Below are 23,567 nucleotides of genomic sequence, written 5' to 3' on the forward strand. Positions count from 1 at the left end.
GCCGTTCGTCCTGGTCCCGAAGTCCGGTGCCGGCCGCAGGAAGCCGGTGTGCGCAGGCCGGTGCCCGCAGGCCGGTCCGTGCAGTACGGTGCGCCGGGTTCCCCTGACGGCACGCCAGTTGTTCACTTGGGGTTCGCACGAAGGCTGTGAGGCACGAGTAGGTGTGTGACCGCACACCAGCCGGTTGAAGTCTCTGGAGGCGCATCGATGTCAGACCGTCTGCCCCGCTCGGCCCCGGGCCGCCGTTCCGTACTGCGTGGTTCCGTCGCCGCTTCCGCCGCGGTCGCGCTGCCCGCACTCGGCGGCGCGGCCGCCCCGGCGCTCGCCCGCTCGGGCCGTCCCGGCGCCGACTGGGGAGTACAGGCAGGTGACATCACCGCGCACTCGGGCCTGGTCTGGGTCCGCTCGGACCGGCCCGCCCGGATGATCGTGGAGACGTCCGCAACCGAATCGTTCGCCAGGCCCACCACCTGGCGCGGGCCGCTGCTCGGCCCCGGCACCGACTTCGCGGGGACGACCCGGCTGCGCGGGCTGCCGGCCGGTGAGCAGATCCACTACCGGGTGGTGCTCGCCGACCCGGACGATCCGCGGCGCACCGGCCGCCCCGTCACGGGCACCTTCCGCACCGCGGAGCGCGGGCGCGGCAAGGGCGCGAGATTCGTGTGGTCCGGAGACATCGCGGGCCAGGGCTGGGGCATCAATCCGGACCTCGGCGGCTACCGGCTCTTCGAGGACATGCGGCGCCTGGACCCCGACTTCTTCCTGTGCAGCGGCGACACGATCTACGCGGACGGGCCGATCGAGCCCAGCGTCACACTGCCCGACGGACGGGTGTGGCGGAACGTCACGACGGACGAGAAGGCCAAGGTCGCGGAGACGCTCGCCGAGTTCCGGGGCAACTTCCGCTACAACCTGCTCGACGAGAATCTGCGCCGGTTCAACGCCCAGGTCCCCGGCATCGTCCAGTGGGACGACCACGAGGTGTGCAACAACTGGTATCCGGGCGAGATCCTGGACGACGACCGCTACACGGTGAAGGACGTCGACGTGCTCGCGGCCCGTTCGCTGCGCGCCTTCAGCGAGTACTTCCCGGTGTCGTCGCTGTCCCCCGGCAAGGGCGGCCAGGACACCGACGGGCGGATGTACCGGGTGGTGCGGCACGGCCCGCTGCTCGACGTCTTCGTCCTGGACATGCGCACGTACCGCAACGCGAACTCGCCGGGCCGCCAGACGGACGATCCGCAGGGCATCCTCGGAGCGCGGCAACTCGACTGGCTGAAGCGGGAGTTGAGCCGGTCGCGTGCGGTGTGGAAGGTGATCGCCTCCGATATGCCGCTCGGCCTCGTGGTCCCGGACGGCGACACCGACTTCGAGGCCGTGGCGCAGGGCGATCCCGGCGAACCGCTCGGCCGTGAGCTGCAGATCGCGGAGCTGCTGCGGCACATCAAGCGGCGGCGGATCACCGGCACCCTGTGGCTGACGACGGATGTGCACTACACCTCGGCCCAGTACTACGACCCGGAGCGGGCAGCGTTCCAGGACTTCGAGCCGTTCTGGGAGTTCGTCTCTGGGCCGTTGGCGGCCGGCGGTTTCCAGGCGCTGAAGCTGGACGGGACGTTCGGGCCGCAGCAGAAGTTCATCAAGGCGCCGGACCGTGCGAACACCTCTCCCATGGAGACTCCGCAGTACTTCGGCGAGGTCGACATCGACGGCTCGAGCGGCGAACTCACCGTCCGGCTGCGGCAGGACGGCGGCGAGGTGCTGTTCAGCAAGACCCTGGAGCCGGGGCGGGTGGGCCAGTAGGCGCATACGGGACGCGGGACCTGTCCGTACGCAAATGGGGCGCGTGGTTCATTGGTCGACGGAAGGGTCAGACGGGCTCTTAACCGATCAGACACAAGGCGTTTGTGATCACGCAACACCGGTCGTCCAGAGTGCTGGCATGACCCGAAAAATCGACAACGCCCAGGCGCGCAACGCGAAGCGGGCGCGCCGCACCCACCACCACTGGCGGCGCGATCTGGTGGAGCTCGCCGCGCTGTTCACCGCGGTCGCGGTCGCGGACACCATCGCGAAGACGATCGTGAACGGTCCAGACGGGCCCGTTCTGCTGGTCGCCTCCGCACTCACCCTGCTCGCCACGGCCGGCTTCCACACCTGGTGGTCACGACGCCACGGTCACGCACCGCCGCCGGTCGATACCGGCGCCCCGCGAGCCGCGGGGACCGAGGGCGGCGGCGCGGCCGGGGCACCGGGCGCGGCGGTCGGCGTGCCAAGCGCTCCTGCCGGCGACCGGGGCTCCGATCTGCCCGAGTCCACCCTGTGGCGGATGCGGACCACGGTCCGGGACGAGCCGGGCTCCCTGGCTGCACTGTGCGCGGCGCTCGCCTCGATCGAGGTGGACATCCTCAGCCTGCAGACGCATCCGCTCGCCGAGGGCACGGTCGACGAGTTCCTGCTGCGGGCACCGGGGCACCGCGGGGCCGCCGAACTGACCGCCGTGGTGTCCCGGGCGGGCGGTGCGGAGACCTGGATCGAGCGCGCCGACGCCCACGATCTGGTGGACGCCCCCACCAGGGTGCTCTCCCTTGCCACCCGCACCGCCTTGGACGCGGCCGAACTGCCGCTGGCACTGCGCCAGTTGCTGGGGCGCTGCAGCATCAGGTCGATCCCCGCCAAGTCACTCGCCGGCACCCGCTCGACCGGCGACCCCGCGCCCGTGGAGGGCGTGCTCGACGGCACCCTGATGCGGCTGCGCGACCCGGCGGGCGGCACCCTGACCGTGGAGCGGGCCCATCTCCCCTTCACCCCCACGGAGTTCGCGCGGGCCCGCGCCCTGGTGGAGCTTGACGCCCGTCTCGGCCCGCGCATCCCCCGCAGCCAGGACGTGCTCACCCTGCCCGAGGGCAACTCGATCACCGTGCAGCGGGCCGACACCGACGACCTGGACGATGCGCGGGCGCTGCACGAGCGCTGCTCGAAGCGGACTCTGAGCCTGCGCTACCACGGCCCCGTCGGGGACGCGGACCGCTACCTCAACCACCTGCTCAGCCCCCGCTTCGGCCGCACCCTGGCAGTCCGTACCGCCTCCGGCCGGATGGTCGCCCTCGGCCATCTGCTCTGGGACGGCGACGAGACGGAGGTGGCACTGCTCGTCGAGGACGACTGGCAGCGGCGCGGCATCGGCAGGGAGCTCCTCGGCCGGCTGGTGGCCCTGGCCGTCGAAGCGGGCAGTACGAGCGTGTACGCGGTGACGCAGGCGCAGAACACCGCCATGGTCGCCGCGATGCGCGCGCTCGGACTGCCGCTCGACTACCAGGTGGAGGAGGGCACGCTGGTGATCACGGCCCGCCTGCGACCGGTCACGGCGGACGCGGAGCCGGTCTCCGTCAGCCGGCAGCCCGGCTTCGAGGACGCGGGGCCTGGTCCGGGGCCGACTCCGCCGCGCTGAGCGCCCGGTCCAGGTCGTCCCACAGGTCGTCGGCGTCCTCGAGACCGACCGACATGCGAAGCAGCCGGTCCCCCACGCCGGACGACCTGCGGTCGTCTGCGTCGACGATGCGATGGCTGATCGAGGCGGGGTGCTGGATGAGCGTGTCGACGCTGCCGAGGCTGACCGCCGGGGTGATCAGGCGCACCGCCGCGATCACCTCGTGCGGGTCGCCCAGCGGCTCGAAGGCGACCATGGCGCCGCCGATCCGCGGGTAGTGCACCGCACCCACCCGCGGGTCGTCGGTCAGCCGCCGGACCAGTCGGGCGGCGGTCGCGGATGCGGCCCGCATCCGTACCGGCAGGGTGGCGAGGCCGCGCAGCAGCAGATAGCCGGCCAGCGGATGCAGCACACCGCCGGTCGCGAACCGCACCTGCCGCAGCCGCCGCGCGAACTCCTCGGTGCAGGCGACCACTCCGCCCAGTACGTCGCCGTGGCCGCCGAGGTACTTGGTGGCGCTGTGCAGGACCAGGCCGGCGCCGCTCTCGGCCGGGCGCTGCAGCACGGGTGTGGCGAAGGTGTTGTCGGCGAGCAGCGGTACGGAGCCGCAGGAGTGCGCCAGGGCCCGCAGATCGACCTCGGCGAGGGTGGGATTGGCCGGTGACTCCACGACGACGAGGCCGGTGTCCGGCCGGATGGCGTCGGCGACGCCGGCCGGGTCCACCCAGGTCACCTCGGTGCCGAGCAGACCGGCGTCCAGGAGATGGTCGCTGCAGCCGTAGAGGGGTCGTACCGCGACGACGTGCCGCAGCCCCATCGACGCCCTGACCAGGAGCACCGCGCTCAGCGCCGCCATACCGCTGGCGAAGGCGACGGCGCTCTCGGTGCCCTCCAGACGGGCGAGCGCGGTCTCGAAGCGGCCGACGGTGGGATTGCCGAGCCTGGCGTAGACCGGCGGCCCGTCGTCGAGCGCGCCCTCGGCGGCGAAGGCGTCGATCCGGGCGGCCTCCGCCCTGCTGTCGTACGAGGGGTATGTGGTGGACAGGTCGAGCGGCGGGGCGTGCAGGCCGAGGCCGGCGAGGTCTTCGCGGCCGGCGTGCACGGCTTCGGTGGCCAGGGCCCTGGGTGTGGGCGAGGTCAGGTCGGCGGTGTGGTCCGTGTCCATCTCCATGCGCAGTACGGTGAACGCCGTCCGGTGCGGTCGGGCCGCGTCCCGCGCTATGTTCGATGGATGAGCGAATCCGTCGTACTGGACCCGGTGGATCTGCAGATTCTCAGTCTTCTGCAGAACGACGCCCGGACCACCTACCGGGACCTCGCCGCGCAGGCGGGCGTCGCGCCGTCGACCTGTCTGGACCGGGTGGCGCGGCTGCGCCGCTCCGGAGTGATCCTCGGGCATCGGCTTCGCCTGGATCCGGCGAAGCTCGGCCGCGGCCTCGAGGCCTTCCTCTCGGTCCAGGTACGGCCGCACCGCCGGGAGCTCATCGGCCCGTTCGTGGAGCGGATCAGGGCGCTGCCGGAGTCCCGTGCACTGTTCCATCTCACCGGTCCCGACGACTACTTGGTGCATGTGGCGGTGACCGGCACCGCCGATCTGCAGCGTCTGGTGATCGACGAGTTCACCTCGCAGCGCGAGGTGGCACGGGTGGAGACCCGGCTGATATTCCAGCAGTGGGACTGCGGTCCCCTGCTGCCGCCGGCTGCCCCGGATCACCCCGGGACGAAGGATTCCGGGAGCGTAATCCGGTGACGCGAGCGACCCGCTCGTAAGAGGATGTCCGCATGTCAGACACCACTCAGAGCCCACTGCCCCGCCAGGTGGCCGACGCCTACGTCGACGACCTGATCGCCCTCGATCCCATCACCGGTACGTTCCTCGGAGTCGCGGAGAGCTCGTCACGGCTGCCCGACCTCTCGCCGGCGGGTGCGCGTCGGTGGGCCGAGCTGGCCCGTACGACGCTGGCGCGCCTCGCGACGGCGGAGCGGGCGCCCGGCGGCGACAGCGACGTGGAGCGCCGCTGCGCCCGGCTGCTGCGCGAGCGTCTGACTGCCGAACTCGCCGTGCACGAGGCGGACGAACACCTGCGTACGGTGGGCAATCTGTCCTCGCCCGTGCACGCGGTGCGGGAGGTCTTCACCGTCACCCCGACCGCGACCGACGAGGACTGGGCGGCCGTGGCCGAGCGGCTGCGGGCGGTGCCCGCGGCACTCGAGGGCTACCGACAGTCCCTCGCCCTCGGCCTGGAGCGCAAGCTGTACGGCGGCCCACGGGCCACGGCGACCTTCGTGGGCCAGCTGACCGAGTGGAGCGGTACCGGCCGGGGGTGGTTCGACGAATTCGCGGCCGCCGGCCCCGACGCGCTGCGCGGGGAACTCGACGCGGCCGCCGCGCAGGCGACCGAGTCCGTGCGCGCGCTGCGCGACTGGATGCGGGACGTGTACGCACCGGCCGTCGAGGGCGAGCCGGACACCGTGGGCCGCGAGCGCTACGCCCGCTGGTCCCGCTACTACAACGGCACCGACCTGGACCTGGACGAGGCCTACGCGTACGGCTGGTCCGAGTACCACCGCATCCTCGGCGAGATGCGCACCGAGGCGGAGAAGGTGTTGCCCGGCGCGGCCACCCCCTGGGAGGCCCTGAAGCACCTGGACGAGCACGGCACGCACATCGAGGGCGTGGACGCGGTCCAGGAGTGGCTGCAGGGCCTGATGGACGAGGCGATCGAGGCCCTGGACGGCGAGCACTTCGAACTGGCGGACCGGGTACGGCAGGTGGAGTCCCGGATCGCACCGGCCGGCGGCGCCGCGGCGCCGTACTACACCCCGCCGTCGGAGGACTTCTCACGGCCGGGCCGCACCTGGCTGCCCACGATGGGCGACACCCGTTTCCCGGTGTACGACCTGGTGTCGACCTGGTACCACGAGGGCGTCCCCGGGCACCATCTGCAGCTTGCGCAGTGGGTGCACGTCGCCGACGACCTGTCCCGCTACCAGGCCTCGATCGGCATGGTGTCGGCGAACGCCGAGGGCTGGGCGCTCTACGCGGAGCGCCTGATGGACGAGTTGGGCTTCCTCACGGACGCGGAGCGGCGCCTGGGCTATCTGGACGCGCAGATGATGCGGGCGGTCCGGGTGATCGTCGACATCGGCATGCATCTGGAGCTTGACATCCCGGCGGACTCGCCGTTCCACCCGGGCGAGCGCTGGACTCCGGAGCTGGCCCAGGAGTTCTTCGGCCGGCACAGCGGCCGGCCGGCCGACTTCGTGGAGAGCGAACTGACCCGCTATCTGTCGATGGCGGGCCAGGCCATCGGCTACAAGCTGGGTGAGCGGGCCTGGCTGCTCGGCCGGGAGAACGCCCGGCGGGCGCACGGCGAGGCGTTCGACGCCAAGGCTTGGCACATGGCCGCCCTCTCCCAGGGTTCCCTCGGCCTCGACGACCTGGTCGACGAGCTGTCGAAGCTGTGATCGGCGCGCCCGCCGGCCGGTCACCGACTTCGGCCGGCGGGCGCCCGTGGTCACCTGCGCGGTGGCGTGCGGTCAGCTCGTCGCCGTACGGTGCCGCAGCGAGGAGCCGTCGCGCTCCTTGACCACCTCGAGCTGGGTGTGCACGCGCCGCCGCAGATCGGGCACATGGCTGACGATGCCGACACTNGTGCGGTCAGCTCGTCGCCGTACGGTGCCGCAGCGAGGAGCCGTCGCGCTCCTTGACCACCTCGAGCTGGGTGTGCACGCGCCGCCGCAGATCGGGCACATGGCTGACGATGCCGACACTGCGGTCGCGTTCGCGCAGCGAGTCCAGTACGTCGAGGACCTCGTCCAGGGTCTGGTCGTCGAGGCTGCCGAAGCCCTCGTCGATGAAGAGGGTGTCGAGGCGCACACCGCCGGTCTCGTCGGTCACCACGTCCGCGAGGCCGAGTGCCAGGGCGAGCGAGGCGAAGAAGGTCTCGCCGCCGGAGAGGGTCGCGGTGTCCCGCTCGCGTCCGGTCCAGGCGTCGACGACATGCAGACCGAGGCCCGAACGGCCGCGTCCTGCGCGGTCGTCGGAGTGCACCAGGGTGTAGCGGCCCGCGGACATCCGCTGCAGTCGTGCGGTCGCCGCGGCCGCGACCTGTTCGAGCCGGGCGGCCAGCACATAGGACTCCAGGCGCATCCGCCGTTCGTTCTCGCTGGAGGTGCCGGCCGCGAGGCTCGCGAGGCGGGCCACCCGGTCGTACTCGGCGCGCAGCGGCCCGAGTTGGCGTGCCTCGGTGTGTGCGCGGGCGGAGAGCCGGTCGAGTTCGGTGCAGCGGCGGGCGGCCGCGTCGTCGGCCGAGACCGTGTCGCGCAGGATCCGGTCGGCGGTGTCGGCCCGGGACCTGGCGGTCGCCGGGTCGGCGGGCGGGCGGGCCTCGGCGGCGAGCGTCTCGTCCTCGGCGAGCACCGCGCGGATCGCGGCCTCCTCCTGCTGTCTGCGGTCGATGCGGTGCTGGAGTTCGCGGTGCGTGGCGTCGTCGAGTGCGGCGTCGGCGGCGTCCCGCGGGGTGTCGAAGCCGGCCCGGTAGGCGGCGTCGGCGAGCCGGGCGTCGGCGTCCTTGAGCCGCTGCGCGGCGTCGGCGGCGGCGCGTACCGCGTCGGCTGCGGCGGTGAGCAGCTCCGCACGGCGCTCCAGCTGGCCGGCCCGGGACGCGACGCTGTCCGCCTCGCCGCGGGCGTCGGCCAACTCGGCGCTCAGCTCGGCGCGTTCACGGTCCAGGCGGTCGGCTCCGGCCTGCCGGGAGGCGATCCGGGTGCGGGTCTGTTCGCGTTCGGTGAGGCGGCGGGTGTGTTCGTCACCGGCGTGTGCGAGGGCTTCCTGCGCGGAGTGCAGTCCTGCCGCACGCTCCCGTACGCCGGCGTGCTCGCGCCGCAACTGCTCGACGCCCGCTGCGAGTTCGGCCGTGGTGTCGTCGCCGGCCGCCTCCGTGGCGGCGGCCAGGGAGGCCTGCACCGCGCTGAGTTCGCGCTCGGCCTCCTGCCGGCGTGCGTCGGCGTCGCGGTGGGCGGCGAGCGCGGCCTCCTCGGTCGCCCGGTCCACATGTCCGGCGACCTTCGTCGCGGGGTCGGGGTGTGCGGTGGAGCCGCAGACCGCGCAGGCCTTGCCCGGCTCGAGGCTCCCGGCGAGCTCGGCGGCGATGCCCAGCAGCCGCTGCTCCTTCAGGCCGAGCCAGTGCTCGTGCGCGGCGAGGGCCGACTCCCGTGCCCCGAGCGCCGCTTGCTCACCGCGCTCGGCCCGACCGGCGAGTTCGTCGCGGCGGGTGGCGGCGGCGAGGCGGTCCTGCGCGGCGGCGAGATCGGCGGCGAGGTGTTCGGCTCGGGCGACCGCGTCCCGGGCGGTCTCGACCGCGGCGCGCAGGGTGTGGTGGGTGGCGTCGGAGTGCTCGAGCCATTCGGTGACGTCGCGGAGAGCCTCCTCGTCGGCGCGTTCCTCGCGGTCCAGTTCGGCGCGTTCGGCGGTGAGGGCGGCCAGGCGCTGTTCGGCCCTGCGGGCCGACTCGAGGCTGCCGAGTTCTTCCAGGGTGCCGCGGGCCGCCGAGGCGAGCGTGACCGCGTCGGCGCCGGTCAGTTCGGCGGGCAGGGCCGCACGGGCGTGGTCCTCGGCCGTGCTGCGTTCGAGGAGTTCGCGCTCGGCGTCCGCGCGCAGGCGCAGGGCCGGTGCGACGGTCCCGGCCCTGCGGCCCCGCTCCATCCGGGCGCGCAGTTCGGCGTACGCGCGGTCGTCCGCGGCGAGGGCGGCGGCACGGGTGCGGGCATCGGCGGCGCGCTGCTGGAGCCGGTGGGTGGCGAGTTCGGCGTCCAGGGTGCGGCGGGCGGCGGCCTGGGCGCGTTCGGCCTCGGTGACTCGGGACCGGGCGAGCGCCCTGCGTTCCCGCGCGCCGGCGCGGGCGACGGCGGCGAAGCCGAGTACGTCGTCGGAGAGGCCCGGTTCGCCGGGTGCGGTGTCGGGCAGCGGCAGTTCGGCGGCGGGACCTGCGGCCTGCTCGATGCGGTGCGCGACGGCGAGCAGCCGGTCGTCGCCGGACTGGACACGGGCCTGGCCCGCGCGGCGCAGCTCGGCGAGCTTCTCCTCGACGGCGGCGAAGCGGCGGGTGTCGAAGAGCCGGCCGAGGAGCCGGCCGCGGGCCTCGGCGTCGGCGCGCAGGAACCGGGCGAACTCCCCCTGCGGGAGCAGCACCACCTGGCAGAACTGCTCCTTGCTCATGCCGAGCAGCTGCCCGATCTCCTCACCGATCTCCTGGTGGGACCGGCTCAGGTCCTGCCAGTCGCCGCTCGCGGCGTCCCGGCCCCGCAGCCAGGTCTGCGCCTTGTCCACGGTGGTGCCGGTGCCGCGCTTCTTGGGGCGTACCCGCGCGGGCTGCCGGGTGATCTCCAACCGGCGTCCGGCGACGGTGAGTTCGAGAGTGACGGAGGTACGGGTGTCGGCCGGCGCGTGGTCGCTGCGCAGGGCGGCGGACTGACTCTGCCGGGCGCCCGGCACGGATCCGTACAGCGCGTAGCAGACCGCGTCCAGGACGGAGGTCTTGCCGGCGCCGGTCGGCCCGTGCAGCAGGAAGAGGCCGGCCTCGGACAGTGCGTCGAAGTCGATCTCCTGGGTGCCGCCGAAGGGGCCGAAGGCACTGACCGACAGCCGGTGCAGCCTCATCGGGCGACCTCGCGCAGGGTGTCGTCGGTGCGCACGGTGTCGATGGCGTCGCGCAGCACCGCGCGCTCCGCGGCGTCGGGGTCGGTGCCGCGGACGTGTGCCACGAAGTCCTCGGCGATCTCCTGGTCGCTGCGCCCGTCGAGCCGGCGGGCGTACGACCCGGTCTCGTCGCCCGGGGCCCGCTCGGGTGCGAAGACGAGACTGAGGGTGTGCGGGAAGCGTGCACAGAGCGCGGCCATCGGCTCGGCGGGCCGTACCGCGTCGGTGAGTGTCGCCTCGACCCAGGACTCGATGTGGGTCTCGAGGCCGGGATCGGCCAGCAGCTCCTCCAGGGTGCCGCTGATCCTGGCGAGGCGGCGCGGCACGGGACAGTCGAGCCGCTCGGCGGCGACATCGCCGTCCGCGTCGAGGTCGAGCAGCCACATGCTCTTGCGGTGGTGCTCCTCGGAGAAGGAGTACGCGAGCGGGGAGCCGGAGTAGCGCACCCTTTCCGAGAGCGTCTGGCTGCCGTGCAGGTGCCCGAGCGCCACATAGTCCACGCCGTCGAAGAGGCCGGCCGGCACCGAGTCGACGCCGCCGACGGTGATGTCCCGTTCGCTGTCGCTGGCCTCGCCGCCGGTGACGAAGGCATGCGCGAGGACGACCGAGCGGGTGCCGGCGGGCCGGTCGGCGAGATCGGCCCGTACCCGGTCCATGGCGGCCCCGAGCACGGCCTCGTGCCCGGCCCGCTCGACCGCGAACTCGTCCTTGACCAGGGCCGGTTCGAGATACGGCAGTCCGTAGAAGGCGACGTCGCCGTGCTCGTCGGCCAGCACCACGGGCGTCCCGCAGGAGGCGGCCGAGGTCCGCAGATGGATGCCCGCCCGGCCGATGAGACCCGCGCCGACACCGAGTCGTCGCGCCGAGTCGTGGTTGCCGGAGATCATCACGGTGGGCACCCCGAGATCGGCGAGCCGGTGCAGCGCGGAGTCGAACAGCTCCACGGCCGCGAGCGGCGGCACGGCCCGGTCGTAGATGTCCCCGGCGACGACGACGGCATCCACCTGCCGCTCGCGGGCGGTGGACACCAGGTGCTCGATGAACGCGGCCTGCGCATCCAGCATGCTCACCCGGTGGAAGGACCGCCCCAGGTGCCAGTCGGAGGTGTGCAGGATCCTCACGACGCGACTCCGGCCCGCATGCTCCCTGCTCCACCCCTCGCTCCGGCGCCCCTACGGACACGTACGTTCCCCGGCCCTCTCCGGGCCGCAGGCACGGATCACGTTAACGCCGCGGCATCCCGGATTCCCCACGGACCCCGCTTTTCCACCCGTGTCAAGATCCGCCCGACGGCGTCGGCTCAGGCGTCGCCGTAGGCCTCGCCGCCGAGTTCGCAGTGTGCGCTGCCGGCGGTGGCGTCGGCGAGCCAGCGGCGGAAGGCGTCGACGTCGGCGTCCGGCAGGGCGACCTCGAGGGTGACGGCCTCGCCGTAGCGGACGTCGCGCACCGTGCGGCCGGTGGAGCGCAGATCGTTCTCGAGCTTGCCCGCGCGCTGGTGGTCGACGGTGACGGTGGCGAGGCGGAAGCGCTGTCTGGTGACCGTGCCGAGGGCGTCGAGCGCCTCGCCGACGGCCCCGCCGTACGCCCGGATGAGCCCGCCCGCGCCGAGCTTGACGCCACCGAAGTAGCGGGTGACGACGGCGACCGTGTACCGCATGTCGCGGCGCAGCAGCATCTGCAGCATGGGCACGCCCGCGGTCCCGCCGGGTTCGCCGTCGTCGCTCGCCTTCTGCACCGAGGCGTCGGTGCCGATGACGTACGCCCAGCAGTTGTGGTTGGCGCCCGGGTGCTCGGCCCGGATCCTCGCGATGAAGTCCTGTGCCTCGGACTCGGTGGCCGCGGGGGCGAGCGCGCAGCGGAAGCGCGAGCGGTTGATCTCGGTCTCGTGCACGCCCTCGTGGGGCACGGTGCGGTACGCGTCCTGCATCCGCCCAGCGTATGCGCCGGCCGGGGACGGGCCGGCGGTAGGGAATCGGTCGTGCGGTGCGGCTGTTGTGGTACGCAGCGGATGCGACGGGCGAATCCGCACGAAGCTGCACAGGAGGCCGGACGTGTACGGCGACCCCGCGACCATCGGCAGGATCCTCGACGAGTCGGGCGACACATGGGCCGTGGTCGGCCTCTCGGCGAACCAGGAGCGGGCGGCGTACGGCGTGGCCCAGGTGCTGCAGCGCTACGGCAAGCGGATCGTGCCGGTGCATCCGAAGGCGGAGACGGTGCACGGGGAGCAGGGCTACGCCTCGCTCGAGGAGATCCCCTTCCCCGTCGATGTGGTCGACGTGTTCGTGAACAGCGCACTGGCCGGCCCCGTCGCGGATCAGGCGGTGGCCATCGGCGCGAAGGCGGTCTGGTTCCAGCTCGGTGTCGTCGACGAGGACGCGTACGCCCGGACCCGGGAGGCCGGCCTCGAGATGGTGATGGACCGCTGCCCGGCGATCGAGATCAACGCACGCCGATAGCCCCGAGCCCGCCGCGACGGCGCCGCACCGATACGCCTTCGTGGGCCCCGCACCGGCACGGGGCCCACGAAAGGGGCGGAGTCAGCGCGGCAGGCTGTCCGGTGCCGTGGCCCACTCCTTGTTCGGCTGCCCGGCGAGGCGGAAGTCGAGCCGGCCGCCGTCGGTGACCAGCTTGCCGGCGTCCCAGGAGCGGTCGCTGCTGCGGCCGTTCACCCGTACCGCGTCGATGTACGGGCGGTCGTCACCGGCGCCCGGCGCGTTGATCACCAGATCCCGGCCGTGCCGCCGGTCCACGGTGATCCGCTCGAAGGACGGGGTGCCGTAGAGCATGGCGGCGCTGCCCGGCTCCTGCGGGAAGAGGCCCATCGAGGCGAAGACGTACCAGGCGGACATGGTGCCGAGGTCGTCGTTGCCCGGCAGTCCGCCGGGCCCGGTGCCATAGACGGTGTCGGAGATCTCGCGGACGGTCTCCTGGGTCTTCCAGGGCTGCCCGAGCGCGTTGTACAGCCACGGGGTGTGGATGCCGGGCTCGTTGGTCGGGTCGTAGCGCAGCGGGTCGCCGCCGGAGACGGACCAGTTGCCGTCCTCGTCGTGGAAGAAGCCGTCCAGCCGCTCGGCGGCGGTGTCGCGGCCGCCCATGGCGTCGGCGAGTCCGGGCACGTCCTGCGGCACCATCCAGGTGTACGTGGAGCTGTTGCCCTGGGCGAAGCCGAGGTCGCCGGCCGGGTCGAAGGGGGTGACCCAGGAGCCGTCCAGATTGCGCGCCTGGATGTAGCCGGCCTCGTCGGTGGCCTTCGGGTTGAAGACATTGCGCCAGTAGTCGGCCCGCTCACCGAAGCGGCGCGCGTCCGCCTTGCGGCCGAGCTGCTTCGCCCACTGTGCGAGCGCCGAGTCGGCGACCGCGGCCTCCAGGGTCTCGGCGGCGCCGCCCCAGCAGTGGCAGTCGTCCTGCGCCGCGTACTTGCTGCTCAAGTACTGCTCGAGGTTGGGGCGTTGGCCCTCGCACTGGCCGGGGCAGCCGGCGTCCGAGAGCCCGTCCGGGTGCGGCACGGTGGCCTGCTTCGCCAGTGAGGCGAAGGCGCCCTCGGCGTCGAAGTTCCGTACCCCCATGGCGTAGAAGGTGGCGAGGGTGGCGGCGGAGGGGTCGCCGGTCATCACATGGGTGGGGCCGTTGATGTGCACCCAGCGGTCCCAGACCCCGCCGTTCTGCCGGGCGAAGTTGTACAGGGACTGGGCGAAGTCGCCCGCGACGTCCGGCTTCAGGAGGGCGAGCAGCTGGATCTGTGCGCGGTACTGGTCCCAGCCGGAGAAGTTCGTGTACTGGGCGCGCTGGCCCTTGGCGAGACGGTGCGGCTTGCCGTCCATGCCCGGGTAGCGGCCGTCGGTGTCGCTGACCAGGTTGGGCTGCAGGAGCGAGTGGTAGAGGGCGGTGTAGAACGCGGTGCGGCGGTCCTCGGTGCCGCCGCGGGCGGCGACGGCGCCGAGTTCGCGGTTCCACGCCTTGTAGCCCTCGGCGGCCACGTCGTCGACGCTCGCGCGGCGCGGGATCTCGGCGCGCAGATTGGCCTCGGCGCCTGCCTGGCTCACGTACGAGATGCCCAGACGCATCGAGACGGTGCGGTCCTTGCCGGTGTCGAAGCCGACGTATCCGCCGGAGCCGCGGCCGCGCCGGTCGTCGCCGGTGGCGTAGCCCTCGCCGCCGGAGGCCGAGGTGGAGCCGGGCGACAGCTTGTCGTCCTGCCAGGTGCCGTGGTCGGCGAAGTCGCGGTCGAAGGTGGCGCTGAAGTGCAGCTTGTAGTAGCTCTTGCGGTTGTTCTCACCGCCGTTGGCGCGGCGTCCGCAGAAGGCGCCGGTGTGCACCCAGCCGGTGACCTTGCGGGCGGCCCGGTCGATCTCGATGTGGGCGTCCTCGCTGCCGTTGAGCGAGTTCGAGGTCCGGAAGAGCAGGTTGGCGGGTTTGTCGGCCGGGAAGATGAAGTCGGCGACCCCGGCGCGTTCGCTGACCGCGAGGTCGCTGGTGACGCCGGAGTCCAGGCCGAGGGTGTAACGGCCGGGCACGGCCCGCTCGTTGTCGTGTGAGAAGTCGGAGGCGTACACCTTGTCCTCGGTGTCCGCGGAGGGCGAGGAGTCGACCTCGCCGGCGAACGGCATCACGGGGATGTCGCCCGCGGCGCCCGGGTGGCAGCCCGCGCCGTTCACATGCGTGAGGCTGAATCCGCGGGTCCGGGTGGTGTCGTACGAGTAGCCGTTGGCGGCGCCGGTGTCGGTCTGGTCGCCCTTGGTGCTGGTCGGCGACCACGACATCATTCCGTACGGCCGGACGGCGCCGGGGTAGGTGTTGCCGCCGTTCGCCGAGCCGATCAACGGGTCGACGGATGCGGCCGGTTCGGCCTTCGCGGCGGCCGCCGCCGGGTCGGCGGAGGAGGTGGCGCCCGGCAGGCAGGTGAGGAGCACCGCGACTCCGGTGCCGAGGGCCGCGGATGCGGCGAGGCGGGTTCTGCGCCTCACGCGTGGGGACAACACTTCTTCTGGAGACACGGCTCACCACTCTCCGGGCGGGCAAGGGAGGCCGCACGCTGCCTGGCTGCCGACCCTTGACATCGATGTCAGACGGGGCTCGAATCCTGCAGCACGCGAGGGCCCTGGACAAGCCCCCTTCCGTACCTTGGCGAGTCGTTCGTCGTCCGTTCACGGGTGTGGGGCCGTTCGGCGCACGGGTGCGGAGGCTTTCCGCTCAGTGGTGCGGAGCCGTTCGGCGAGGTCAGGCGGACGGCAGGCCGAGGCCCTCGACGACCACCGCTCCGGGGAGCTCCGCGAAGGCCTTGCCGGGCACGATCAGCTTGCCGCGCCGACTCCCGCTGCCGATCAGCACGTGCGGCACGTCGAGCACGGCGGCGTCCACCAGGATCCGCCAGTCCCCCGGCAGGCCGACGGGTGTGATGCCGCCGTACTCCATCCCCGTCTCGCCGGTCGCCGTGTCCATCGGGGCGAACGAGGCCTTGCGGGCGCCGAGTTGCTTGCGTACCGCGCCGTTCACATCGACGCGCGAGGAGGACAGCACCAGACATGCGGCCAGGGTCGACTCGCCGCCGCGCTTGCCGGCCACGACCACGCAGTTCGCCGACTGCTCGAGGAGCTCGGCGCCGTGGTGCTCGACGAACACGGCGGTGTCGGCGATCGCCGGGTCGGTGTCCACGTACAGGAACTGCTCGGCGGGCACCGTGCCGCGCCACCGCCGTACCGCGTCGGCGACGGGCGCGGCGAGCAGGTCCAGGCAGTCCGGGGCGGGCCGGGCTTCGTCGAAGTTGCCGATGGGTGCACGCATGACCGCAAGCTAACAGGGGCCGGCGGCCGGATGCGGGGCGTCTCAGCCCGCGGGCGGAATGGACACCGCCATCGTGAGCTCCAGCGGCTCCCGGCCGCGATTGTGATACCCGTGCGGGGCGTTCGCCTCGAAGGTCACCGAGCCGCCCGCCGGTACGCGGTGCTCGACGCCGTCCACGACGAGGGTCAGTTCGCCCGCGGTGACATGGAGCAGTTCCACGGTGTCCTTGAGGTGGGCGTCGGAGTCGCTGCCCTCGCCCGGTTCGAAGTGCAGGGACCACAGCTCGAACGGCCCGCGCGCCCAGGCGCTGACCAGGAGCCGGGACCAACTCCCCTGTTCCGTGGACCACATCCGGACCGCCTGCTCGGCCGGCACCACCCGGACCTCGGCCTCCTGCTCGTGGTCGAGCAGGGTCGTGATGCTCACCCCGAGTGCGTCGGCGAGCTTCACCGTGGTGCCCACGCTGGGGTTGGTCCTGGCCTGCTCGATCTGGATGATCATGCCTCGGCTGACGCCCGAGCGGGCGGCCAGCGCGTCCAGGGTGTAGCCGCGCTCGCCGCGCCAGTACCGGAGGTTGCGGGCGAGCGACCGGGTCAGCTGATCGAGGTCCGACACGCGTCCGTCCCGTCGTCTCCGAGTCCGTGGCCGCTCGGTGCGGACCACGGTGCCTTGTCCTTTGCCGTGCACCGCACTGTACTGCCGTACGGCGCGCACCACGCAGCGCGGCGGCCCGGAGCGCGCTCCGTTCCTCCTGGTCACCGGCCTCACCGGGGCGCGCGCGGAGGGCGCGACCACGGGCTGCCCGCAGCTTCCGGCGCCGGCCCGGATCAGCCGGCGGCCGATCGCAGTCGCCGGGTCAGGAACTCCTCGAACGTCGACAGGCCGGGGTGCAGCGCACGCAGGGCCGGGATGTCCGCCCGGTAGCCCCCCTCGGCGAACCACTCGAACATGCGCTCCTCGATCGGCAGCGGCACGAGCCGCGTCGGGGTCCCGGTCACTCGCTGGTAGACCTCGGCGATCTGCGGGAAGGTCAGCTCGTCACCGGCCAGTTCGATCTGCCGTCCCCGGTGGTGGCCGGGGTCCGCGAAGGCGTCCGCGGCGAAGTGTCCGATGTCCTCGGACGCCACGAGCTGCATCGGCCGCGCCGGATCGACCGGCAGCTCGAGGACCCGCTCCTCGCCCGCCTCGGCGTAGTGCAGCAGGTTGTCCATGAAGAACACCGGGCGCAGGACGGTGGCGGGCAGGCCGAGCGCGCCGATGTGCCGTTCGATCTCGGCCTTGGTCTCGAAGTGGTCGATTCCGGTGCCTCGTTCGGCGCCGCCGACGGAGCTGTACACCAGGTGCGGCACGCCGGTCTCCAGGACCGCGTCGGCGACTGCCTTGCCCTGCCGCACCTCCGCGGCGAGCGTCTCGGGTTCGTACGCGAGCGCCTGGACGCTGAACACCCCGCTCGCTCCGGACATCGCCGTCCGCAGCGATGCCGGGTCGTTCAGATCGCCGCGCACCAGGACCGCGCCCTGTTCCTTCAGCTCCCGGGCCGCGGGCTTGTCCGGGTCTCGCACCAGGGCGTGCACGTCACGGCCGCGGGCGAGCAGTTCTCGGGCGGTGGCGCCGCCCTGGTTGCCGGTGGCGCCGACGACCAGGACGAATCCGGTGTCGTTCACGGGGCACTCCTCGGATGTCGGGCGCGGACGTCCGATGTCCGCGCCGGGAGTGCCAGGCTCTTTGCTCAACCGCGGTTGAGGTCAACGGCCTCGGACGAGGTCGGCAGCACCGGGTGAGGTCAGCACCCGCCGGGCGGGTCCGGGAGTTCCGCGAGCGCCACCAGGGCCTCGGGAGTCATGTGCTCGGGGATCGGCACCGGGGCGGGCGTACGCAGCGGCGGCTGCCAGCCCTGCTCGGCGTCCCAGCGCCGGACGACGCGGGCCGGCGTACCGGCGACCACACAGTGGTCGGGCACCTCGCCGCGGACGACGGCGCCGGCCGCCACCACCACGTTCCGGCCGAGGCGTGTGCCGGGCAGCACGACCGCGTTGGTGCCGATCCAGCAGCCGGGGCCGATGTGCACCGGCTCCATGCGCGGCCACTGCTTGCCGACGGGCTGCTCGGGGTCGTCGTAGCTGTGGTTGGTCGAGGTGATGTACACGTACGGGCCGAAGTAGCAGTCGTCGCCGATGGTCACCGTGGTGTCGGCGATGACATGGCTGCCGCGGCCGAGCACCACGCCGTTCCCGAGCGTGAGGATCGGGTCGGGTCCGAGGTCCAGATCGGGCATCAGTCCGGCGGTGAGTGTCACCTGCTCGGCGACGATGCAGTGGTCGCCGATCTCGATCCACGGCTCGCCGAAGACGGTGCCCTGCGGGAAGGCGAGCCGGGTGCCGTGCCCGATCGCGCGGAACCGCAGCCGGCCGGGCCGCTCGGCCGTCACGGCACCCTGGCGCTGCACCCAGCGCCAAGCCGCGTGGACCGCGCGGCTGGTGACCTTGCGGCGGCGCGCGGTGAGCGAGGAGAACGTGTTCCGGTTCTTCGGCACACGCACACCGTACTCAGCGGTAGTGACCGCGGCAGCGGGCCTGACCTGTGATCTTCGACCCACCCCCGCGCGGCTCCCGGTGGCCGTCGCCTACGGTTCCGGGTGAGCGCGACGGCGCGGTCACAGGAGAGCAGGAGCAGAAGATGGCGAACGAAGCACTGATCGCCCCGGTGGGCGGCCGGACCCCCGAGGTGCATCCCGAGGCCTTCACGGCCCCGACCTCCGTCGTACTCGGCGAGGTGACCCTGCACGCGGGGTCGAGCGTCTGGTACCAGGCGGTGCTGCGCGCCGACGGCGGCCCGATCGTGCTCGGCGCGGACAGCAACATCCAGGACAATTGCACGCTACACGTGGACGTCGGCTTCCCGCTGACGGTGGGCGAGCGGGTGTCGGTGGGCCACAACGCCACACTGCACGGCTGCACCGTGGAGGACGACTGCCTGGTCGGCATGGGGGCGACGGTGCTCAACGGCGCGGTGATCGGGGCCGGTTCGCTGGTGGCGGCCCAGGCGCTCGTGCCGCAGGGCATGCAGGTGCCGCCCGGTTCGCTGGTGGCCGGGGTGCCCGCCAAGGTACGGCGCCCGCTCACGGACGAGGAGCGCGCGGGGCTCCTCCTCAATGCCGAGGTGTACTGCGATCTGGCGAAGACCCACCGCGCGGCGCACGAGTCCTGACCCCCGCGGCCCCAGGGCCTACACCCGGACCTGCCCCCACAGCCGTACGTCCTCGGCGGAGGCCGCGACGCGCACGGTGCGCAGTCCGGTGCCGAGCACCCAGCCGTGCCGGCCCGCGTCCCAGGAGGAGAGCGAGCGCCTGGTCACCCGCACCGCGACCCGGCGCCGCTCCCCGGCGTCCAGAGTGAGCCGGCGGTATCCGGCGAGCGCGGTCTCCGGCTGGTCGAGCCGGAGGCCGGGCGCCGGTCCGACGTAGACCTGCGGCACGGTGATGCCTTGCCTGGCACCGGTGTTGCGCACGGTGAAGGTCACATCGAGTCCCCCGTCCGCGGCCCGCACATCGAGGTCCTGGTAGGCGAATTGCGTGTACGAGAGGCCGTGGCCGAAGGGGAAGAGGGCACGCAGTCCGCGTGCCGCGTACCAGCGGTGGCCGATGTGGATGCCCTCGGTGTACTCCTCCCGTCCGTCGACTCCGGGGTAGCGGCGCGGGTCGCCGGCGGTCGGGTGGGTGCGTTCGTCCGCCGGGAAGCTCTGGGTGAGCCGGCCGCCGGGGTCGGTGTCGCCGAACAGCACGGCCGCGGTGGCGGCGGCGCCCTCCTGGCCCGGGTAGTACATCTGCAGCACCGCGCCGGTGCGCCGCAGCCAGGGCATCGAGGTGGCCGACGAGGTGTTGAGGACCACGGTGGTACGGGAGTTGACCGCGGTGACGGCCTCGATCAGGGCCTCCTGGTGACCGGGCAGTGCGAGGCCGGTGCGGTCCTGCCCCTCGGTTGCGTCCTCGTAGGCGAACAGTACGACGGAGTGCGCCGCGCGGGCGGCGGCCACCGCCGCGGCCACGTCCTCGGCCCGGGTGGCTCCGGTGATGTGCCGGAGCCGGAAGAGCTGCCCCTCGTCCCCGCCCTTCGCGGTGATCCTCAACCGGTGCTCGCCCGCGGCGAGTTGCAGAGTCGCCCGCCGTACGCTCAGGCCGTCCGGCGCGGTGCTGACGAAACCGCCGGCGAAGTACTCGGCGGTGCCTTCGCGCACGGGGTACAGCTCGCGGTCGCCGAGGTGCACCACGGGCCGCTCCCCGGTGTAGTGCAGGACGAGCGTCCATGTGTCGTCCTCGGCGACCCGGAGGGTTCCGTCGTAGCGCCACTCCTCGCCGGCGTCCACGCCCTGGCCCTCGGCGTCGAAGCCGCGGGTGAGCACACCCTGGGGAAGGGCGCGCCCGAAGACGTCCTCGCCGAGCGCATGGCCGACCCGTGCTCCGTCGCCCGCGCGGCTGCGGATCGCGTCGAGCGGGCTTCTCGCACGATCGGGTACGACATGGGCGCTGCCGCCGCCGCTGACGAACGGCACAAGCCCGGTGGGCCCGATCACGGCGAGGCTGCGGGCTGCTTCGCCGGTCAGGGGCAGGGTGGCGTCCTCGTTGCGCAGCAGCGTGGCTCCCGCCTTCGCCACTTCGAGGGCCACGCGCGCGCCGGCCTCCGCGTCGCGAACGGGCCGCGCGGGCGGGTCGGTGTCGAGCAGTCCGAAGCGGTCGAGCACGCCGAGCAGTCTGCGCACCGAGCGGTCCACGGCGGACTGCGGCACGCTGCCGTCGCGTACGGCATCGGCGAGGGGAGCCCCGAAGCGGGTGCCGCCGGGCATCTCCATGTCGAGCCCCGCCCCGATCGAGGCGGCCGTGCTGCGCGCGGCGTCCCAGTCGGTCATCACCCAGCCGGGGAAGTCCCAGCGCCCGCGCAGGACGGTGTCCAGGAGGGCTTCGCTCTCGCTCGCGAAGCGCCCGTTGACCTTGTTGTACGCGGCCATCACGGCGCCGCAGCCGGCCGTCACCGCGGACTCGAATCCGCGCAACTCCGTTTCGTGCAGGGTCTGTTCGTCGATCCGTACGTCGACGGACATCCGGTCCTGCTCCTGGTTGTTGCCCGCGAAGTGCTTGACGGTGGCGATGAGGCCCTCGCCCTGGATGCCGCGGATCTCCTCGGCGACCAGGTCGGCGGCGAGCAGCGGGTCCTCGCCGAAGGTCTCGAAGTTCCGTCCGGCGTACGGGGTGCGGATCAGATTGACCATCGGTGAGAGCAGGACGTCCTGGCCGAGCGCACGGCCCTCGCGCCCGATCACCCGGCCGTAGGCCCGCGCGAGCTGCGGGTCGAAGGCGGCGGCGAGCAGGATCGGCGCGGGCAGCGCGGTGGCGTGCGCCTTCACCCGTACGCCGGCGGGTCCGTCGGCGAGGCGCAGCGGCGGGATCCCGAGTCGCGGGACGCCGGGGACGTATCCGGCCTGACCGAGGTCGTCGGGGTCCTGCGCGCCGTGCAGGAGCGAGACTTTCTCGTCGAGGGTGAGGCGGCCGATCAGGGCTTCGACGCGGGGCAGCGGGCGGGGTCCGGTGCGGTGCCGGGCGGCGGACGCCCGCCCGGTCAGGGCGTGGGCGGGACTGCCGGTCGCGGCCGCGGCGGCGACCAGGGCGCAGCCGCCGAGCAGGCGCAGTGTGGACCGCCGGGACACGGTGTCGGACATGGTCCGTCACTCCTCGATGTGCGCGGGAATCGTCTGACATCCCCCGGAGCGCACTATGCGACACAAGGGACATGACGGACCGTCGGACACCGCGGACGCCGGGCAGGACGACGCGTCTGGCCCCGTGGCACCACGCGAGCGGCGGGTGTGCGTGACCGGATCGGGAAGAACGGTCACGGGCACACCCGCCGCGTCGGCCGGGCCGGTTCAGCTGTTCGGGCGCAGGGTCCAGACGACCGTCATCTCGCTGGTCACGGCGCCGTCCTCGCGCTGCACGGCGACGGCGACGGGGAACTCGGGGCGCTCGCCCGCGTCCAGTTCGGCGATGACGTCGGCCACCGGGCGGCCGAGCGTGGCGGTGGCGGTCACCGGGCCCATGGCCAGCTTCTTGAACGCGATGTCGGCCGTGACCGGCAGCGGCACGGCACGCGAGAGCTGGTCGCCGAAGGCGGCCAGAACGACCGCGCCGCTCGCCGACTCGCCGAGGGTGAACATCGCACCGGCGTGCGGGCCGCCGACGTGGTTGCGGTACTCCGGCTCGTCCGGCAGGTGCACCACCGCACGCTCGGGGGTGACCTCGCCGTAGGACAGCCCCAGGGTCTTCACCATCGGCACGGTGGCGGACAGCATCTCGCCGATCGACATCTCGTCAGTACTCATGAAGGCGATGTTACTCGCTGGTATCCATCTGCGGCCAGCCTCTTCTCCCGGCGAACTCGTCCCCTTTGTCCGGCCGTACGGCATCAGCACGGTCACAGTCGCATCAGCACGGTCACATTCAGGGGGCGGCCGTGGCACCCTCCGACCGGCGCCGTCTATCGTTGACCGCCATGTGGCCAGGACAGCAGCCGCCCGGGGGCGAGCAGAACCCGCAGGACCAGAGTCAGAACCCGTACCAGCAGCCGGGTTACCAGACACCGAACCCGTATCAGCAGCCGGGATACCAGGCGCCGAATCCGTACCAGCAGCAGCAACAGCCGGGCGGCGCACCGCAGTGGAACACTCCGGCCCCGATCGGCGCGCCGGAGCCGCCGCAGGGGGACGACCGCAAGAAGACGACGATCATCGCGATCGTCGCCGCGACCGCGGTCGTGGTCGCAGCGGGCGTCACGGGCTTCCTCGTGCTCGGCGGGGACGACAAGGACGACGACAAGAAGGACCAGGCCAAGGGCGGCGACAAGTCGTCGTCCGCGCCGAAGGCCCCGAAGCCGACCCCGACGGAGGAGGACAACCCGCGGGACGGCAGCGGCGGTGAGAAGGCGACCATTCCGGGCTGGAAGGTCGTGGTGAACCCGAAGTGGGGCACCGCCTTCGAGGTCCCCGCCGAGTGGAACGTCATGTCGCCGGGCACCTCGATCGGCTTCGAGGACCCGGACAGCAAGGACATGAAGCCGCTGATCACCATGTCGGCGCCCGCCGAGTACAAGGGCGAATGGTGCTCGGAGGACGACGACAAGGACGGCAAGGAAGACCACACGAGGCTCGCCGCAGCCGGCACCAAGGGTGCGAACGGCGCGAAGAACGAGGACGAGGTCGCGGTCAACTCGGTGCCGTGGTGGGTCTTCGGCGGCTACACCCAGCCCGACAAGAAGAGTCTCACGGTCCCGAAGGCCGGCTCGGGCAAGTCCTTCACCACGAAGGCCGGCATCAAGGGCAAGTACGCCTGGTCCCGTTCCACGAACTCGCCGCAGATCGGCAAGTCGAAGTGCGCCACCGACGGCAAGGCGATCTCCTTCGGCTTCAAGAACGCCAAGGGTGACTTCGTGTCCTGGCACTTCTACGGCGCCAAGGGCGTCAAGGACGAGGTCAAGGACGAGACGATCATGAAGATCCTCTCCACTCTGCGTCTCGCCAAGGACGCCCCGACGGGCTGACACCGCGCCGCGGAGTCCATCGCCACATCGACCGCGCCAGGTCCGCCCCGATCGCCGGGGCGGACCTGGC

18 protein-coding genes are annotated in these 23,567 nt (G+C 72.6%); 7 read left to right on the forward strand and 11 right to left on the reverse strand.

The genetic code is table 11. The annotated features are described in order from the left end of the window. Positions 1-207 precede the first annotated feature (207 nt). Positions 208-1,803, forward strand: a complete 1,596-nt coding sequence (locus tag DY218_RS16375; protein WP_128556777.1) for an alkaline phosphatase D family protein — start codon at positions 208-210, stop codon at positions 1,801-1,803. 139 nt (positions 1,804-1,942) lie between these two features. Beyond that, on the forward strand, positions 1,943-3,451 hold the full coding sequence (locus tag DY218_RS16380) for a GNAT family N-acetyltransferase (RefSeq protein WP_128556778.1): 1,509 nt from the start codon (positions 1,943-1,945) through the stop codon (positions 3,449-3,451). On the opposite strand, the gene DY218_RS16385 is transcribed toward DY218_RS16380, so the two are convergent. Then, complete coding sequence (locus tag DY218_RS16385; RefSeq protein ID WP_128556779.1) at positions 3,390-4,601, reverse strand: trans-sulfuration enzyme family protein; 1,212 nt, start codon at positions 4,599-4,601, stop codon at positions 3,390-3,392. The genes DY218_RS16380 and DY218_RS16385 overlap by 62 nt on opposite strands. Positions 4,602-4,661: 60 nt before the next feature. Here DY218_RS16385 and DY218_RS16390 point away from each other — a divergent pair, with 60 nt between their 5' ends. Further along, positions 4,662-5,180 carry an Lrp/AsnC family transcriptional regulator gene (locus DY218_RS16390; RefSeq protein WP_128556780.1) on the forward strand — a complete coding sequence of 173 codons (519 nt, stop codon included), beginning with the start codon at positions 4,662-4,664 and terminating at the stop codon, positions 5,178-5,180. Positions 5,181-5,212: 32 nt separating this feature from the next. Then, positions 5,213-6,898, forward strand: a complete 1,686-nt coding sequence (locus DY218_RS16395; RefSeq protein ID WP_128556781.1) for a DUF885 domain-containing protein — start codon at positions 5,213-5,215, stop codon at positions 6,896-6,898. A gap of 193 nt (positions 6,899-7,091) precedes the next feature. Here DY218_RS16395 and DY218_RS16400 read toward each other — a convergent pair whose 3' ends face one another. The 3 genes from DY218_RS16400 to DY218_RS16410 form a co-directional block, all read right to left on the reverse strand. After that, positions 7,092-10,091, reverse strand: a complete 3,000-nt coding sequence (locus DY218_RS16400; RefSeq protein ID WP_128556782.1) for an AAA family ATPase — start codon at positions 10,089-10,091, stop codon at positions 7,092-7,094. Further along, positions 10,088-11,251: an exonuclease SbcCD subunit D gene (locus tag DY218_RS16405; RefSeq protein WP_128556783.1), complete on the reverse strand. Its 1,164-nt coding sequence runs from the start codon at positions 11,249-11,251 to the stop codon at positions 10,088-10,090. Before DY218_RS16405 ends, DY218_RS16400 begins: the two co-directional genes overlap by 4 nt. A 179-nt stretch (positions 11,252-11,430) precedes the next feature. Then, complete coding sequence (locus tag DY218_RS16410; protein WP_128556784.1) at positions 11,431-12,057, reverse strand: YigZ family protein; 627 nt, start codon at positions 12,055-12,057, stop codon at positions 11,431-11,433. 124 nt (positions 12,058-12,181) lie between these two features. Here DY218_RS16410 and DY218_RS16415 point away from each other — a divergent pair, with 124 nt between their 5' ends. Further along, positions 12,182-12,589 carry a CoA-binding protein gene (locus DY218_RS16415; RefSeq protein ID WP_128556785.1) on the forward strand — a complete coding sequence of 136 codons (408 nt, stop codon included), beginning with the start codon at positions 12,182-12,184 and terminating at the stop codon, positions 12,587-12,589. 81 nt (positions 12,590-12,670) lie between these two features. Here the strand turns inward: DY218_RS16415 and DY218_RS16420 are convergent, their stop codons facing one another. The 5 genes from DY218_RS16420 to DY218_RS16440 all read right to left on the reverse strand — a co-directional run bounded on the left by DY218_RS16420 (position 12,671) and on the right by DY218_RS16440 (position 18,447). After that, entirely contained in the window at positions 12,671-15,097 is a 2,427-nt protein-coding gene (locus DY218_RS16420; RefSeq protein WP_128556786.1) for a GH92 family glycosyl hydrolase, read from the reverse strand. Positions 15,098-15,350: 253 nt separating this feature from the next. Next, on the reverse strand, positions 15,351-15,914 hold the full coding sequence (locus DY218_RS16425; RefSeq protein ID WP_128556787.1) for a YbaK/EbsC family protein: 564 nt from the start codon (positions 15,912-15,914) through the stop codon (positions 15,351-15,353). A gap of 42 nt (positions 15,915-15,956) precedes the next feature. Beyond that, on the reverse strand, positions 15,957-16,529 hold the full coding sequence (locus tag DY218_RS16430) for a helix-turn-helix domain-containing protein (protein WP_128556788.1): 573 nt from the start codon (positions 16,527-16,529) through the stop codon (positions 15,957-15,959). 212 nt (positions 16,530-16,741) lie between these two features. Further along, positions 16,742-17,578: an NmrA/HSCARG family protein gene (locus DY218_RS16435; protein WP_128556789.1), complete on the reverse strand. Its 837-nt coding sequence runs from the start codon at positions 17,576-17,578 to the stop codon at positions 16,742-16,744. A 119-nt stretch (positions 17,579-17,697) separates the two neighbouring features. Then, positions 17,698-18,447, reverse strand: a complete 750-nt coding sequence (locus DY218_RS16440) for an acyltransferase (RefSeq protein ID WP_128556790.1) — start codon at positions 18,445-18,447, stop codon at positions 17,698-17,700. Between the two features lie 143 nt (positions 18,448-18,590). Between DY218_RS16440 and DY218_RS16445 the strand changes: the two genes are divergently transcribed. Further along, the gene (locus tag DY218_RS16445) at positions 18,591-19,121 is read left to right on the forward strand and encodes a gamma carbonic anhydrase family protein (protein ID WP_128556791.1); all 531 of its coding nucleotides are present in this window, start codon (positions 18,591-18,593) and stop codon (positions 19,119-19,121) included. 18 nt (positions 19,122-19,139) lie between these two features. On the opposite strand, the gene DY218_RS16450 is transcribed toward DY218_RS16445, so the two are convergent. Beyond that, entirely contained in the window at positions 19,140-21,623 is a 2,484-nt protein-coding gene (locus tag DY218_RS16450; protein ID WP_128556792.1) for a beta-glucosidase family protein, read from the reverse strand. A gap of 207 nt (positions 21,624-21,830) precedes the next feature. Continuing rightward, positions 21,831-22,268 (reverse strand): DUF4442 domain-containing protein, encoded by a 438-nt coding sequence (locus tag DY218_RS16455; protein WP_128556801.1) that lies wholly within the window; start codon positions 22,266-22,268, stop codon positions 21,831-21,833. A 185-nt stretch (positions 22,269-22,453) separates the two neighbouring features. Here DY218_RS16455 and DY218_RS16460 point away from each other — a divergent pair, with 185 nt between their 5' ends. Further along, complete coding sequence (locus tag DY218_RS16460; RefSeq protein ID WP_128556793.1) at positions 22,454-23,497, forward strand: hypothetical protein; 1,044 nt, start codon at positions 22,454-22,456, stop codon at positions 23,495-23,497. Positions 23,498-23,567: the final 70 nt, after the last annotated feature.

The organism is Streptomyces triticagri, assembly GCF_003429565.1.
Classification (GTDB): domain Bacteria; phylum Actinomycetota; class Actinomycetes; order Streptomycetales; family Streptomycetaceae; genus Streptomyces; species Streptomyces triticagri.